The sequence below is a fragment of the Promicromonospora sukumoe genome, from assembly GCF_014137995.1.
GTDB lineage: Bacteria > Actinomycetota > Actinomycetes > Actinomycetales > Cellulomonadaceae > Promicromonospora > Promicromonospora sukumoe.
In genome coordinates, this window is sequence record NZ_JACGWV010000002.1 from 695,895 (window position 1) to 708,577 (window position 12,683).

Consider the following 12,683-nt stretch of genomic DNA (forward strand, 5'->3'; position numbering starts at 1 on the left):
GTAGGCCGTCGCGGGGCTCAGGCCGCCAGGATCTCGGCCACCGGGACCGCCTCGGCGCCGAAGGCCTCGGCCACCCCGGCGTTGGTGAGGTGCCCGGCGCGGGTGCTCAGGCCGCGGGCCAGGGCGTCGTCGGCGCGCAGCGCGTCGCGCCAGCCCTTGTCGGCGAGGGCGACGACGTACGGCAGCGTCGCGTTGGTCAGCGCGCGGGTGGACGTCGCGGGCACCGCGCCGGGCATGTTCGCGACGCAGTAGTAGAGGGTGTCGTGCACGGCGAAGGTCGGGGCGTCGTGCGTGGTCGGGCGCGAGTGCTCGAAGCAGCCGCCCTGGTCGATGGCGATGTCGACGAGCACGGCGCCGGACTTCATGGTCTTGACCATGGCGTCGGTGACGAGCTTGGGCGCGGCGGCGCCGGGGATCAGCACGGACCCGATGACCAGGTCGGCGGACGCGACCTGCTCGGCGACCTCGTACGTCGTCGACACGCGGGTGCCCACGGCCCCGCCGAACCGCGCCTCGATGCGGCGCAGGGCGGCCAGGGAGACGTCGAGGACGGTGACGTCGGCGCCCATGCCGAGCGCGTTCGCCGCCGCGTGCTCCCCGGCGACGCCGCCACCGATCACCACGACCCGGGCCCGGGGCGTGCCGGGCACCCCGCCCATGAGCACGCCCGTCCCGCCCTGCGGCCGCATGAGGTGGTACGCGCCGACCTGCGCGGACAGGCGTCCGGCGACCTCGCTCATGGGGCTCAGCAGCGGGAGGGACCGGTCGGCGAGCTGGACGGTCTCGTAGGCGATGGCCGTGGTGCCGGCGGCGAGCAGCGCGTCGGTGCAGGGCTTCGACGCCGCGAGGTGGAGGTAGGTGAACAGGGTCAGGTCCGGCCGCATCAGGCCGTACTCGGGCTCGATCGGCTCCTTGACCTTGACCAGCAGGTCGGCCGAGCCCCAGACCTCCTCGGCCGTGCCGACGGTGCGCGCGCCGGCGATCCGGTAGGCCTCGTCGTCGAAGCCCGAACCCGTCCCGGCGCCGGCCTGCACCAGCACGTCGTGGCCGCGGCGGACCAGCTCGTGGGCACCGGCGGGCGTGAGCGCGACCCGGTACTCGTTGTTCTTGGTCTCCGTCGGAACGCCGATGTTCATGGGGCGACGGTAAGCACCTCGCCGTGTGCGGGTCCAGACCACGTTTCTGAATAGAATGTTCGGCGTTCCTGCACAAGGATGTCCTCCATGCTCAACCCGTGGCGCCTCCGCCTGCTGCACCAGCTGCACCTGCTCGGCACGGTGCGCGCCGTCGCCGACGCCACCCACCTGAGCCCGTCCAGCGTGTCGCAGCAGCTCTCGACGCTGGAGACCGAGGCGAAGACGCAGCTCTTCGAGCGCGTCGGACGACGCATCCGGCTCACCCCCGCCGGCGTCACGCTCGCGGGCCACGCCGCCCAGATCCTCGACCGCATCGCCGCCGCCGAGGCCGACATCGCGGACCTGCACTCGGAGCCCACCGGGGTGGTGCGGCTGTCGGCGTTCACGAGCGCGTTCCACGGCATCGTGGTGCCCGCGGTCGCGGCCCTCGCCGAGGAGCACCCCCGGATCTCCGTGCAGCTCACCGAGGCGGAACCCCAGGTCAGCCGGGGTGCGCTCCAGCGCGGCGAGGTGGACGTCGCCGTCTGCGCGGACTTCCCGGACGCGCCCGTGCCGCCCGACGCCGACCTCACGCGCCTGCCGCTGACGGGCGACCGCGTGGTGCTCGTGACGGCGCGGGACACGGCCACGGCCGAGCGCTCCGGACGCGTCGACCTGACCACCCTCGCGGACGAGCCGTGGGCGTTCGAGCACCCCGGCGCGCACCTGGCCGACCTGGCCGAACGCCTCTGCCGGCGGGCCGGCTTCACGCCACGGGCGGTGGCCCGGTTCGAGAGCCACGGCACGCTGCTGAGCCACGTCGAGGCGGGCCTGTCGATCACGCTGCTGCCGCTGCTCGCCGTGCACGACCGCTACGCCGTGCGCACGCTGGACCTCGTCGACCCGCCCCGGCGAGACATCCACCTCCTGGCGCGCCGCACGACCATGGACCGGGCCGCGGTGCGCATCGTCGTCGAGGCGCTGCGCGGTCAGGCGCGAGCCGCCTGACCAGGGCCGCGGCAGCCGGCGCCCCACGCCGGCCCGCCGCGCCCCGCGTCAGAAGTCGTCGATGTCCGCCTGCGCCCCGCGCAGCGCGTCGGCGAGCTGCCGCAGCTGGTCCAGGTCCTCCGCGTCCAGCGCGGGACCCACGTAGTGGGCGATGGACCGCACGTGCCGCCGGCCCAGCTCCTTCTGCGTCTCCGAGCCCTCCGGCGTGAGGCTGACCAGGACGCCCCGGCCGTCGTCGGGCGAGGGGTGGCGGCGCACCAGGCCGCGCTTCTCGAGTCGCTCCACCATGCGCGACAGCGAGGACTGCGCCATCAGGATGTTCTCGTTGAGCTCCCGCAGCCGGAGCGTCTCGCCCTGCGCGAGGGCGAGCGTGAACAGCACGTCGTACTCGCGCATGCTCAGGTCGCCCCAGATGTCGTCCGCCAGGAGCCGGCGCATCACCGTCACCTGAGCGCGAAACAACGACTCCCACGCCTCGGCCGCCTCCCGCGCCGAGGGCACCCGTCGCTCGGTCATCAGCGTGCCCACCTTGTCATCTTCGGCACGCTACCTGACTGAACTTTCAGTCACCTACCTGGGCAGGTGGTGGCGAATTTCACCATGCGAATTTCCGGGTTCGGCCCGGTTCCGGGCCACTGCGGAGGCCGCTCCCGTCACCGCCCGAGGCGGCGTTCCCGGAGGGAGAAATCGCGCAGCGCGCGCAGGAAGTCGACACGCCGGAAGGCGGGCCAGTAGGCCTCGCAGAAGTAGAACTCGGTGTGCTGGCTCTGCCACATCAGGAACCCGCTGATGCGCTGCTCGCCCGAGGTCCGGATGACCAGCTCCGGGTCCGGCTGGCCCTTGGTGTACAGGTGCTCCGTGATGTGCTCGACGTCGATCGACTCGGCAAGGTCGGCGAGCGTGGCCCCGTCCTTCGCGCGCTCGGTGAGGTAGGAGCGGACGGCGTCGGCGATCTCCGTGCGGCCGCCGTACCCGATCGCGACGTTGACCTGCAGGCCCTTCACACCGGCGGTCCGGTCGGCCGCGGCGCGCAGCGCGCTGGCGAGGCGCGCGGGCAGCAGGTCGAGCCGCCCGATGACGCGCAGGCGCCAGCGCCCCGACTCGGCGAGGTCGGAGACGGCGTCCTCGATGATGTCCAGGAGGTTGCTGAGCTCATCGGCCGACCGGCTCAGGTTGTCCGTCGACAGCATCCACAGGGTGACGACCTCGATGCCCAGCGACTCGGCCCAGCCGAGGAACTCGGTGATCTTGTCGGCGCCGCGGCGATGCCCCGTGGCCGCCGTCTCGCCGAACGAGCGCGCCCAGCGGCGATTGCCGTCAAGCATCACGCCGATGTGCCGGGGCAGCGTCGCTCCGTGCAGGGCGAACGCCAGGCGTCGCTCGTAGAGGCGGTACAACGGGCTGGGCAGGCGCACGGATACCTCAGGAGATCGGGGTCGCCGGACCCGCGGCGCGCGGTCCGGACGGCAGCTGTGACGCAGGGCTCTCCGCCCGGCAGGACGTGGACAAAGGTACCCCTCGAACGCGCACGTTCCCGCCGCCCCGGGCCCCTGGACAGCACTGCGCGGGCGACTCCCGCCAACCCGGCGCAGGATCTTCACAAGGCCCTTGTCAGGCCGGTGACCACCTAACCTACGCTAGAGTAAGTTACGCGACCGTAGGTAGTGTCCCGGCACCAGGCAGGCACCGGTCGGCGACGGTGAGGAGTCCACGTGGTAGAGCGAGCAGACGGGCCCGACCGTCCGGCCGGCCGCCTGGACGACGTCACGCACAAGGTCTCGGAGACGCTCGACGTCATCTCCACATCGGTGTCCTCGACGGTCGAGAAGGTCGAGAAGAAGGTCAAGCCCCGGCTGCGCGGCTGGATCCACGCCGGGACGTTCCCCCTCGCCCTCGCGGCGAGCATCGTGCTGATCGCCCTCGCCCCGACGGCGGCGGGCAAGATCTCCGCGTCGGTCTTCGGCCTGAGCGCATGCCTGCTCTTCGGCGTCTCCGCCGTCTACCACCGCGGCAACTGGTCCCCCCGGACCGAGGCCGTGCTGCGCCGGCTCGACCACACCAACATCTTCCTGATCATCGCCGGGACGTACACCCCGCTCGCGGTGCTGCTGATGCCGCCGGCCCAGGGCACGGTCCTGCTCGCCATCGTGTGGAGCGGCGCGCTGCTCGGGCTGCTCGCCCGGATCTTCTGGCTGAACGCGCCCCGCTGGGTCTACGTGCCGGTCTACCTCGCCCTCGGCTGGGTCGCCGTCGCCTACATGGGCGCGTTCTGGGCCACGGGCGGCCCGGCCGTCGTCTGGCTCATCGCCGCGGGCGGCGTCTTCTACACGGCCGGCGCCATCGTCTACGGCACCAAGAAGCCCGACCCCAGCCCCGCCTGGTTCGGGTTCCACGAGATCTTCCACGTGTGCACCGTGCTCGGCTTCGCCTGCCACGTGGTCGCCATCTACCTGGCCAACCTCGCCATCTGACCGCCGGCCGCGGTGCCGTTCAGGCCCGCGACGAACGGGCTTCCCGACACTCAGGCACCGGTCGGGACGACGGTGTAGCGCCGGTTCGCCAGCGACGGGTTGGCCTTGCGGACCTCGGCGAGCGGGGCCGGGTCCAGGTCGACCGTGCGGTACGCCTGCTCCTCCCCCATCTCCAGCCCGACGACGCCGTCCGGTCCCGCCAGGAGCGTGCGGCCCGTGACCCCCTTGCCCGTCATCCCGACGCCGATCACCACCGCGGTGTTCTCGATGGCGCGGGCCTGAAGCAGGGTGCGCCAGTGCTCGGCCTTGAGCGGACCCGCGACCCAGGCGGCCGGGTAGACCAGCACGTCGGCCCCGGCGTCGACCACACGGCGGGCCGACTCGGGGAAGCGCAGGTCGTAGCAGGTCAGCACGCCGAAGGTGAGCCCGCCCAGGCGCAGGGTGACGGGCTCTGCGTCGGCGGGGCCCGGTTCGAGCAGCTCCGACTCCTGGTACCCGAACGCGTCGTACAGGTGCACCTTGCGGTAGACCCCGGCGAGCTCGCCCGCGGCGTCGACCACGACCAGCGCGTTCGCCGCGCGGACGCCGTCGGCGCCCGGCAGCGTGACGCCGGCGACGGCGGCGATCCCGTGCTGGCGCGCCCGGTCCCGCAGGAGCGTGACGAACGGGCCGTCGAGCGGCTCGGCGTGCTCGGGCCCGACGCCGCGCGGGTCGTACGCGGACGCGTACTCCGGGAGCACGAGCAGGCCGGAGCCGGCGCGGGCCGCGATCTGGAACGCGTCCCGCACCGTCTCGCGGTTGGCCGCGTGGTCGTCGCTGACCGCCACCTGGGCGACGGTCACCCGCACGACGCCCTCGCGGTCAGCCAACCGAGCCACCGGTGCCCTTGCCGTTCCCGGCGCCGTTCGCGCCGGCGGGGCTGCCGCCGTCGGGCCCGTCGGCGCTGCCGTCGTCCGACGTCGGGCCGTCCGCCGGGCCGTTTCCGGCGTCCGGGCCGTCGCCCTCGCCCTCGGCGCCGTCCTCGCCCGGGCGGCTGAACCGGATGACCTTGGCCTCGGGGACCGGCAGCCCCTCACGGCGGGCGTTGTGCCCGGCCTGGCGCAGGTGCTTGCTCATGTTCAGGAACAGCAGCACGCACGCGACGGCGAGGGCGAACGTCACGAGGAAGCCGATCAGGCCCGGCGAGACCTGCCACGTCTCCAGGCCCGGGCGGAGCTGCCCCTCCGTCGGGTTCGGGGACGGCTCGGTGGCCAGCGCGATCGCGCCGGTGAACAGGGGGCTCATGCGGGGACCTCCGACCGGACGCCCTCGAAGAGGTCCGCCTCGTACTCGCCGGGGGCGCGCTCCGGCAGCGGCACTCGCGACTCGGCGAGCTCGTACTCGTCCCAGGGCCAGACGTCGACCTCGAGGTCGCGCGGCACCGCGAAGAAGAACCCGGCGGGGTCGATCTGCGAGGCGTGCGCTGTGAGGGCGGCGTCGCGGTTCGGGAACCAGTCGGCCACCGGGACCAGGGTGGTCACCGGGCGCTCGGGGATCTCGCGCGCGTCGCGCGACTCGACCCAGTCGCCGAACGGCGACTCCAGCCCGGCACCCTCGACGGCCTCGTGCACCGCGCGGATGCGGTTCATCGAGAAGCCGTGGTTGTAGTAGAGCTTCAGCGGCTCCCACGGCTCGCCCGTGCCCGGGTAGCGGTCCGGGTCGCCGGCGGCGGCGAACGCCTCGAACGACACGTCGTGGCACTTGATGTGGTCCGGGTGCGGGTAGCCGCCGGACGGGTCGTACGTGGTGATGACGTGCGGCCGGAACTCGCGCACGGCTCGCACCAGGGGCTCGGCGGCCTCCTCCAGCGGGACCAGCGCGAAGCAGCCCTCGGGCAGCGGGGGCAGCGGGTCACCCTCCGGCAGGCCGGAGTCCACGAAGCCCAGCCACTGCTGCCGCACACCGAGCGCCTCGGCGGCCTTGGCCATCTCCAGGCGACGCACGGCCCGGCGGCCCTCGATGGTCTCGAACTCGTGCCCCTCGGGCACCTCGAACGACGGGTTCAGGATGTCGCCCCGTTCGCCCCCGGTGCACGTCACGACGAGGACCTCCACCCCCTCTGCGGCATAGCGGGCCGTCGCGGCGGCCCCCTTGCTCGACTCGTCGTCGGGGTGCGCGTGCACCGCCATCAGACGGAGCGGCTCGCGCTCGGGTACGGACACGGGGTCCTCCTGTGGGGCAGGGACTGGGTCTGGGTACGAGAGCCTGAGCGTCTGGGAGACAATCAACTCTCATGGACCATGATGGTCCACGGACAATCTTGCTACGAACCACCGACACCTCCGATCCGAGCGAGCTGTGATGACCGACCCAGACCCCGCAGTCCCCACCGGCGACGCGAACGCGCCGGCGCCGGACCTCGCCGCCCGCTACGGCCGCGGCCGCACCGGGACGCAGCCGCCGGCGGCGCGCACCGGCCAGGAGGACCCCTGGGACGAGGCCGACGGCGTGCGGCCGCGGCCCAAGCTGTCGGTGGGCGCGCGCGTCGCGGTGGCCCTGGCGCTGGCCGCGGGTGTCGCCATCGCGGCCTGGTTCACGATCGTCGACACCCGGCGCGACCCGGTGACCTTCGTCGACGTCGGCTTCTCGGTGACGAGCCCCGAGGAGGTCGAGGTGACGTTCGACGTCAGCATGCCGCCCGGGACCGAGGCCGTGTGCACGGTGACCGCCCTGAGCCGCAGCTTCGCCGAGGTCGGCGCGGTCGACGTCGAGGTGGGTCCGGACGAGGCCCGCACCACGCGCAACGTGGTGACGATCGCCACGACGGAGCTCGCCACCACGGGCGTCGTCGACCACTGTGACCTGCGCTGAGAGTTCGCCCTCGGAAATAGATACGCCGTCCGCTCACAGCGGAACCGGGGAATGTCTTGGCCTGTCTTTCCCGGCAATTGGTATTCTCGTCGTTTCACACGCTGTGTTGACCGGCTGACGCGCGTGCCCGATCCGCATCGTCGGCCGGGATCTGCGCGCTGCCAAAACTGTGGCTCGAACGAGCAACGACGAAAGGAGAGCCCCCGTGGCCGACGCTTCTGTCACCTGGCTCACCCAGGAGGCGCACGACAAGCTCAAGGCTGAGCTGGAGCATCTCTCCGGCCCTTACCGGTCGGAGATCACCGAGCGCATCGCCGCTGCCCGTGACGAGGGCGACCTCAAGGAGAACGGCGGATACCACGCCGCCCGCGAGGAGCAGGCGAAGAACGAGGCGCGCATCCTCGAGCTCACCGAGAAGCTTCGTAACGTCCACGTGGGCACTCCGGCGGACGACGGCAAGGTCGAGCCGGGCATGGTCGTGACCGCAATCGTTGCCGGCGACGAGATGAACTTCCTCTTCGGGTCGCGCGAGATGGCCGGGTCCACGGACCTCGACGTCTACTCGCCGACGTCGCCGCTGGGCGCCGCCATCGACGGCAAGTCGATCGGCGCGAAGACGAGCTACCACGCTCCGAACGGGAACGACATCCCGGTCGAGATCACGGGGGCCAAGCCCTTCCAGGGCTGAGCGAACAGACCGACGGGCCTGTCAGACGTACGGATCACTCCGGTGACCTGTACGACTGACAGGCCCGTCGGCGTTGACCTCCGCGAGCCGCAGGCTCAGGAGGCGGCGGTCCCCCTCGCGGTCCACCTGGCCGAGCGCCCGCCGGTACTCCGCGGCGGCCTCGGCCGGCCGGCCCGCGCGGCGCAGCAGGTCGGCCCGCATCGCCGGGAGCAGATGGTAGTCCGCCAGCTCGGGCGCGCCCGCGGCGTCGTCCACCGCGGCCAGCCCGGCCTCGGGCCCGCGCAGCATCCCCACCGCGACCGCCCGGTTGAGCGCCACCACCGGCGAGCGCGTCATGCCGAGCAGCACGTCGTAGAGCGCGACGATCTCGGCCCAGTCCGTCTGGTCGGCCGACGCCGCCCGCGCGTGCAGCGCCGCGATCGCGGCCTGCACCTGGTAGGGCCCCGCGCGGCGCTCCGCGAGCGCGTCGTCGAGCACGGCCAGCCCCTCGGCGATCTCGTCCGCGCGCCACAGTGAGCGGTCCTGCTCCTCCAGCGTGCGCGGTACGGCATCGGGCTGCGCGGACGGCGCGGCGCCGGGCTGGCCGGGCGGCGCGGCGCCGGGCACCGGACCGGGCGTGCCCAGCCGCGCCGCCCGCCGCGCGTGCTGGAGCAGCAGCAGCGCGAGCAGGCCGCGCGCCTCGGGCTCGTCGGGCAGGAGCCGCGCGACGAGCCGGGCCACCCGCACGGCGTCGTCCGCCAGGACTCGGCGCGCCGCGGCGCCCTCGACAGCGACCGCTCCCCCGACGTCGACGGCGGGCTCCGCCCACGCGTCGTAGCCCTCGGTGAACAGCACGTACAGCACGGCGAGCACTGCCGAGACGCGCTCGGGCAGCAGCTCGGGCGGCGGCACGCGGAACGCGATGCCCGTGCTGCGGATCTTGCGCTTGGCCCGGGTCAGGCGCTGGGCCATGGTCGCCTCCGGCACGAGGAAGGCTCGCGCGACCTGCGCCGTCGTCATACCGGTAAGAGACCGCAGGGTGAGCGCCACCCGCTCCTCCAGGGGCAGGGCCGGGTGGCAGCACGTGAAGACCAGGCGCAGCAGGTCGCCGTCGGGCTCGTCCGGCCCGACGGCGTCCCACGTCGCGCCGTCGAGCGTGCTCACCGCCGCGTCGCCCACCGGATCGGGCTCCGCCGTCCCGTCGTCGGCCCCGGGCAGACCGCCCGCCCGGTAGGTGAGCCGGGCTGCGGTGGCGGTCTTCTCGGCCTCGACCTTGCGCCGCCTCAGCCGGTCGAGCGCCCGGTTGCGGGCCGTGGTGGTGAGCCACGCGCCCGGGCGGTCCGGCACGCCGTCGCGCTCCCAGGTGCGCAGCGCGACGGCGAAGGCCTCCTGCGCGCAGTCCTCCGCGAGGTCCAGGTCGCCGGTGCTCCGCGCGACGGCGGCGAGCACCCGCGCCCACTCGTCCCGGAAGGCGGCGGTGACGGCCTGCCCGACGTCGGTCACGCCTCGGCCGCGCCGCCGTCGTCGTCGAGGCCCAGCGGCCAGAAGGGGCGCAGCTCGATCGCTCCCGCGTACGCCATCGGGTGGGCGGTGGCGATCTTGATGGCCTCGTCGAGATCGGGGGCGTCGAGCACGTCGAAGCCCGCGATGACCTCCTTGGTCTCGGAGAACGGACCGTCGGTGACGATCACCTCTCCGGCGCGGACCTGCACGCCGACCGCGTCGGCGGGCGGGCGCAGCCGGTCGCCGAGGACGGCACGGCCGGTGTCGTAGGTGTCCCGCACCCAGTCCTCGATCGCGGGCACGTTCTCCGGCTCGGCCGGGGCGTCGGGGGTGGACAGGACGAGCATGAGGTAACGCATGGTGTGCTCCCTTCCGGGGAGGTCCCCGGTCACATCGTCGCGCGGCCGGTCGGCCGCGTCACCCTGACGACGAACGGGACGACGCCGTCACGACACCCGGACCCGCTCAGAACGCGGCGACCTCGTAGCCCTCGGACTCCAGCCGCTCCACGACGGCTGACCGGTGCTCCGCGCCCTTCGTCTCGAGCTGCAGGTTGACCGAGACCTCGGACACCGAGAGCGAGACATCGGTACGCGTGTGGTCCACGGCCACGATGTTGGCCCCGGCCGCGGCGATGGTCTCCACCAGCTTCGCGAGGGCCCCGGGCTTGTCCATGAGCCGCACCTGCAGCTTCAGGTACCGGCCCGCGGCGACCAGGCCGTGCTGGACCACGCGCATCAGGACGAGCGGGTCGATGTTGCCGCCGGACAGCACCGCGACCACCGGCCCCTGAAACACGCCCGGACCTGCGGCGATGATCCCGGCGACCCCCGCCGCGCCGGCCGGCTCGACCATGAGCTTGGAGCGCTCCAGCACCGCGAGCAGCGCGCGGGAGAGCTGGTCCTCGGTGACCGTGCGGACCTCGACGCCCTCCTTCTGCACGATCCCGAACGGCACGTCGCCGGGCAGCCCCACCGCGATGCCGTCGGCCATGGTGGCGCCGAGGTTGCCCGCCAGCGGCTTGCCCGCCTTCAGCGAGCCGGGATAGGCCGCGGCCGACGCCGCCTGCACGCCCACGACCTTGACGTGCGGCGCGACCTCGGCCAGCACGGCCGCGATCCCGGCCACCAGCCCGCCGCCGCCGAGCGGCACGACGACGGTGGCGACGTCGGGCACCTGCTCCAGGATCTCCAGGGCGACGGTGCCCTGGCCCGCCACGACGTCGACGTGGTCGAAGGGGTGGATCAGCACGCGGCCGGAGCGGGCGGCCTCGACGCGCGCGGCGGCCAGCGCCTCGTCCACCGAGGTGCCGACCATCCGCACCTCGGCGCCGTACCCGCGGGTCGCGGCGACCTTGGGCAGGGCCGCGTCCACGGGCATGTAGACGACGGTGTCGATGCCGAGCATCCCCGCGGCGAGCGCGACGCCCTGCGCGTGGTTCCCGGCGGACGCCGCGACGACGCCGCGCTCACGCTCCTCGGGCGACAGCCGTGCGAGGCGCACGTAGGCGCCGCGCACCTTGAACGAGCCGGCGCGCTGCAGGTTCTCGCACTTGAGCAGCACCTTCGTCCCGGCGATCGTGGACAGCGCGCGGCTCTCGGTGATGGGGGTACGGGTGATGACGCCGTCGAGGAGCTCGGCGGCAGCCCGGGCGTCGTCGGCGGACACCGTGAGGTGACCGCCGTAGGACTCCAGGTCGAACGGATCCAGTGGCACAGCGCGCATGTTGCCCGACTGCGCCGCCAGATGCACGTTCTAGCGCTCGGGATCACCCTTCGGCGGGGTGGTCCCGTCGTCGGTGGAGACGTCGTCGACGGCGTTCTCGGCCAGCACGCCGGGGCTGCGGCGCAGGCGCAGCGGGATCGGCGGGGCGTCGGCGGCTCGCCATCGGATCGGTAGGGCGTCCTCGTCGCCGAGCTCCGGGAACTTGTCGTGCCCGTTGAGATACAGGATCACGGTGTTCAGGACGGCGGCCAGCGGCACGGCGAACAGGGCGCCGATGATGCCGGCCGCGAACGAGCCGGCGGCCACCGCGAGGATCACCGCGACGGGGTGCAACGAGACGGCCTGACCCATGAGGAACGGCTGCAGCGCGTGCGACTCGATCTGCTGCACCAGCAGCACCACGCCGAGCATGATGAGCGCCGCGACCCAGCCGTTGGACACGAGGACGACGACGACGGCGATGGCGCCGGTGACGATGGCACCGACCACGGGCACGAACGAACCGACGAACACCAGGATCGCGATCGGGAGCGCCAGCGACGGCACGAAGAACACTGCGCCGAGGCCGATGCCCACGGCGTCGACGGCCGCGACCAGGATCTGCGTGCGGGTGTAGGCGGCGAGCGTGACGGCGCCGCGGCGCCCGGCCTGGTTGACCCGCTCGCGGGCGGACAGCGGGAGCAGCCCGACGATCCAGCCCCAGATGCCCCGCGGGTCGTGCAGGAAGAAGAAGGTGCAGAACAGTGCGATCAGGGCGCCGACCAGGACGCTGCCCGCCGTCGCCGCGGCGCCCAGGGCGCCGCTCACGATCGCGCTCTGCTGGGCCTCGAGCTGGTCGAGGATGTCGCGGCTGTAGCTCTCCAGCTCGTTCTCGAGCCCGAACGTGGCCGAGAGCTGCGACCACAGCTCGTTGAAGCCGCTGATGGCCTGCGTGCGCAGGTCGGCGAACCCGTTGGCGATCGACTGCCCGGCCAGGGTGATCAAGCCGGCGACCACCACGATCAGGCCGATCAGGGAGAGCCCCGCGGCCAGCCCGCGCGGGACCCGCAGCCGCTCGTGCAGCACGCGCCGCACCGGCGTCAGCATGATCGTCAGGAGCAGCGCGACCGCCACCGGGACGACGATCGTCTTGAGCAGGGCGAGCAGCCACAGCACGGCGGCCACGAAGGCGCCGATCAGCAACATGCGCCACGACCACGAGGCGGCGGCCCGGATGGCCGGCGGGACGGCGCCCGACTCGTCGGTGGGGGGCGGCGCTGTGGTCTGGCTCGACGTCACGCTTGTCTCCTCGGTCTGTGGCACGGACAACACCCTAGGGGAGCACACCGACACACTGCTGGCACG

14 protein-coding genes are annotated in these 12,683 nt (G+C 73.2%); 4 read left to right on the top strand and 10 right to left on the bottom strand.

What is annotated here, in order from left to right; translation table 11 throughout:
• Positions 1-17 precede the first annotated feature (17 nt).
• Complete coding sequence (ald, locus tag FHX71_RS20100) at positions 18-1,136, bottom strand: alanine dehydrogenase (RefSeq protein ID WP_182619225.1); 1,119 nt, start codon at positions 1,134-1,136, stop codon at positions 18-20.
• Positions 1,137-1,223: 87 nt separating this feature from the next.
• Between ald and FHX71_RS20105 the strand changes: the two genes are divergently transcribed.
• Positions 1,224-2,123 carry a LysR family transcriptional regulator gene (locus FHX71_RS20105; RefSeq protein WP_182619226.1) on the top strand — a complete coding sequence of 300 codons (900 nt, stop codon included), beginning with the start codon at positions 1,224-1,226 and terminating at the stop codon, positions 2,121-2,123.
• Positions 2,124-2,171: 48 nt separating this feature from the next.
• On the opposite strand, the gene FHX71_RS20110 is transcribed toward FHX71_RS20105, so the two are convergent.
• Positions 2,172-2,639, bottom strand: a complete 468-nt coding sequence (locus tag FHX71_RS20110; RefSeq protein WP_182619227.1) for a MarR family winged helix-turn-helix transcriptional regulator — start codon at positions 2,637-2,639, stop codon at positions 2,172-2,174.
• A gap of 137 nt (positions 2,640-2,776) precedes the next feature.
• Positions 2,777-3,538, bottom strand: coding sequence for an isoprenyl transferase (locus FHX71_RS20115; protein WP_182619228.1), 762 nt, complete (start codon positions 3,536-3,538; stop codon positions 2,777-2,779).
• A gap of 297 nt (positions 3,539-3,835) precedes the next feature.
• On the opposite strand from FHX71_RS20115, the gene trhA reads away from it, so the two are divergent.
• Positions 3,836-4,594 carry a PAQR family membrane homeostasis protein TrhA gene (trhA, locus tag FHX71_RS20120; protein ID WP_182619229.1) on the top strand — a complete coding sequence of 253 codons (759 nt, stop codon included), beginning with the start codon at positions 3,836-3,838 and terminating at the stop codon, positions 4,592-4,594.
• 50 nt (positions 4,595-4,644) lie between these two features.
• On the opposite strand, the gene FHX71_RS20125 is transcribed toward trhA, so the two are convergent.
• From FHX71_RS20125 to mca, 3 genes are read right to left on the bottom strand one after another with little or no spacing between them, the layout of a single operon-like run.
• Positions 4,645-5,463, bottom strand: a complete 819-nt coding sequence (locus tag FHX71_RS20125) for a carbon-nitrogen hydrolase family protein (RefSeq protein ID WP_220490216.1) — start codon at positions 5,461-5,463, stop codon at positions 4,645-4,647.
• Positions 5,456-5,878, bottom strand: a complete 423-nt coding sequence (locus FHX71_RS20130) for a hypothetical protein (RefSeq protein WP_182619231.1) — start codon at positions 5,876-5,878, stop codon at positions 5,456-5,458. Before FHX71_RS20130 ends, FHX71_RS20125 begins: the two co-directional genes overlap by 8 nt.
• Positions 5,875-6,762: a mycothiol conjugate amidase Mca gene (gene mca, locus FHX71_RS20135; protein ID WP_182620001.1), complete on the bottom strand. Its 888-nt coding sequence runs from the start codon at positions 6,760-6,762 to the stop codon at positions 5,875-5,877. Before mca ends, FHX71_RS20130 begins: the two co-directional genes overlap by 4 nt.
• A 172-nt stretch (positions 6,763-6,934) precedes the next feature.
• Between mca and FHX71_RS20140 the strand changes: the two genes are divergently transcribed.
• Together FHX71_RS20140 and greA are read left to right on the top strand one after the other, a co-directional pair.
• Positions 6,935-7,444 (top strand): DUF4307 domain-containing protein, encoded by a 510-nt coding sequence (locus FHX71_RS20140; RefSeq protein ID WP_182619232.1) that lies wholly within the window; start codon positions 6,935-6,937, stop codon positions 7,442-7,444.
• A 205-nt stretch (positions 7,445-7,649) separates the two neighbouring features.
• Positions 7,650-8,132: a transcription elongation factor GreA gene (greA, locus tag FHX71_RS20145; RefSeq protein ID WP_108495916.1), complete on the top strand. Its 483-nt coding sequence runs from the start codon at positions 7,650-7,652 to the stop codon at positions 8,130-8,132.
• 21 nt (positions 8,133-8,153) lie between these two features.
• Here greA and FHX71_RS20150 read toward each other — a convergent pair whose 3' ends face one another.
• The 4 genes from FHX71_RS20150 to FHX71_RS20165 all read right to left on the bottom strand — a co-directional run bounded on the left by FHX71_RS20150 (position 8,154) and on the right by FHX71_RS20165 (position 12,617).
• Positions 8,154-9,614 carry an RNA polymerase sigma factor gene (locus FHX71_RS20150; protein ID WP_182619233.1) on the bottom strand — a complete coding sequence of 487 codons (1,461 nt, stop codon included), beginning with the start codon at positions 9,612-9,614 and terminating at the stop codon, positions 8,154-8,156.
• Positions 9,611-9,973 (bottom strand): YciI family protein, encoded by a 363-nt coding sequence (locus tag FHX71_RS20155; protein WP_182619234.1) that lies wholly within the window; start codon positions 9,971-9,973, stop codon positions 9,611-9,613. Before FHX71_RS20155 ends, FHX71_RS20150 begins: the two co-directional genes overlap by 4 nt.
• A 106-nt stretch (positions 9,974-10,079) precedes the next feature.
• Positions 10,080-11,339 (bottom strand): threonine ammonia-lyase, encoded by a 1,260-nt coding sequence (gene ilvA / locus FHX71_RS20160; RefSeq protein ID WP_220490217.1) that lies wholly within the window; start codon positions 11,337-11,339, stop codon positions 10,080-10,082.
• 30 nt (positions 11,340-11,369) lie between these two features.
• Complete coding sequence (locus tag FHX71_RS20165) at positions 11,370-12,617, bottom strand: AI-2E family transporter (RefSeq protein WP_182619236.1); 1,248 nt, start codon at positions 12,615-12,617, stop codon at positions 11,370-11,372.
• Positions 12,618-12,683 lie beyond the last annotated feature (66 nt).

What these genes read in the sequence shown, in the direction of transcription:
- ilvA (WP_220490217.1), bottom strand. Translation starts at nt 11,339, where the DNA reads ATGCGCGCTGTGCCACTGGATCCGTTCGACCTGGAGTCCTACGGCGGT.
- FHX71_RS20110 (WP_182619227.1), bottom strand. Translation starts at nt 2,639, where the DNA reads ATGACCGAGCGACGGGTGCCCTCGGCGCGGGAGGCGGCCGAGGCGTGG.
- ald (WP_182619225.1), bottom strand. Translation starts at nt 1,136, where the DNA reads ATGAACATCGGCGTTCCGACGGAGACCAAGAACAACGAGTACCGGGTC.
- FHX71_RS20155 (WP_182619234.1), bottom strand. Translation starts at nt 9,973, where the DNA reads ATGCGTTACCTCATGCTCGTCCTGTCCACCCCCGACGCCCCGGCCGAG.
- FHX71_RS20130 (WP_182619231.1), bottom strand. Translation starts at nt 5,878, where the DNA reads ATGAGCCCCCTGTTCACCGGCGCGATCGCGCTGGCCACCGAGCCGTCC.
- FHX71_RS20105 (WP_182619226.1), top strand. Translation starts at nt 1,224, where the DNA reads ATGCTCAACCCGTGGCGCCTCCGCCTGCTGCACCAGCTGCACCTGCTC.
- mca (WP_182620001.1), bottom strand. Translation starts at nt 6,762, where the DNA reads ATGGCGGTGCACGCGCACCCCGACGACGAGTCGAGCAAGGGGGCCGCC.
- FHX71_RS20140 (WP_182619232.1), top strand. Translation starts at nt 6,935, where the DNA reads ATGACCGACCCAGACCCCGCAGTCCCCACCGGCGACGCGAACGCGCCG.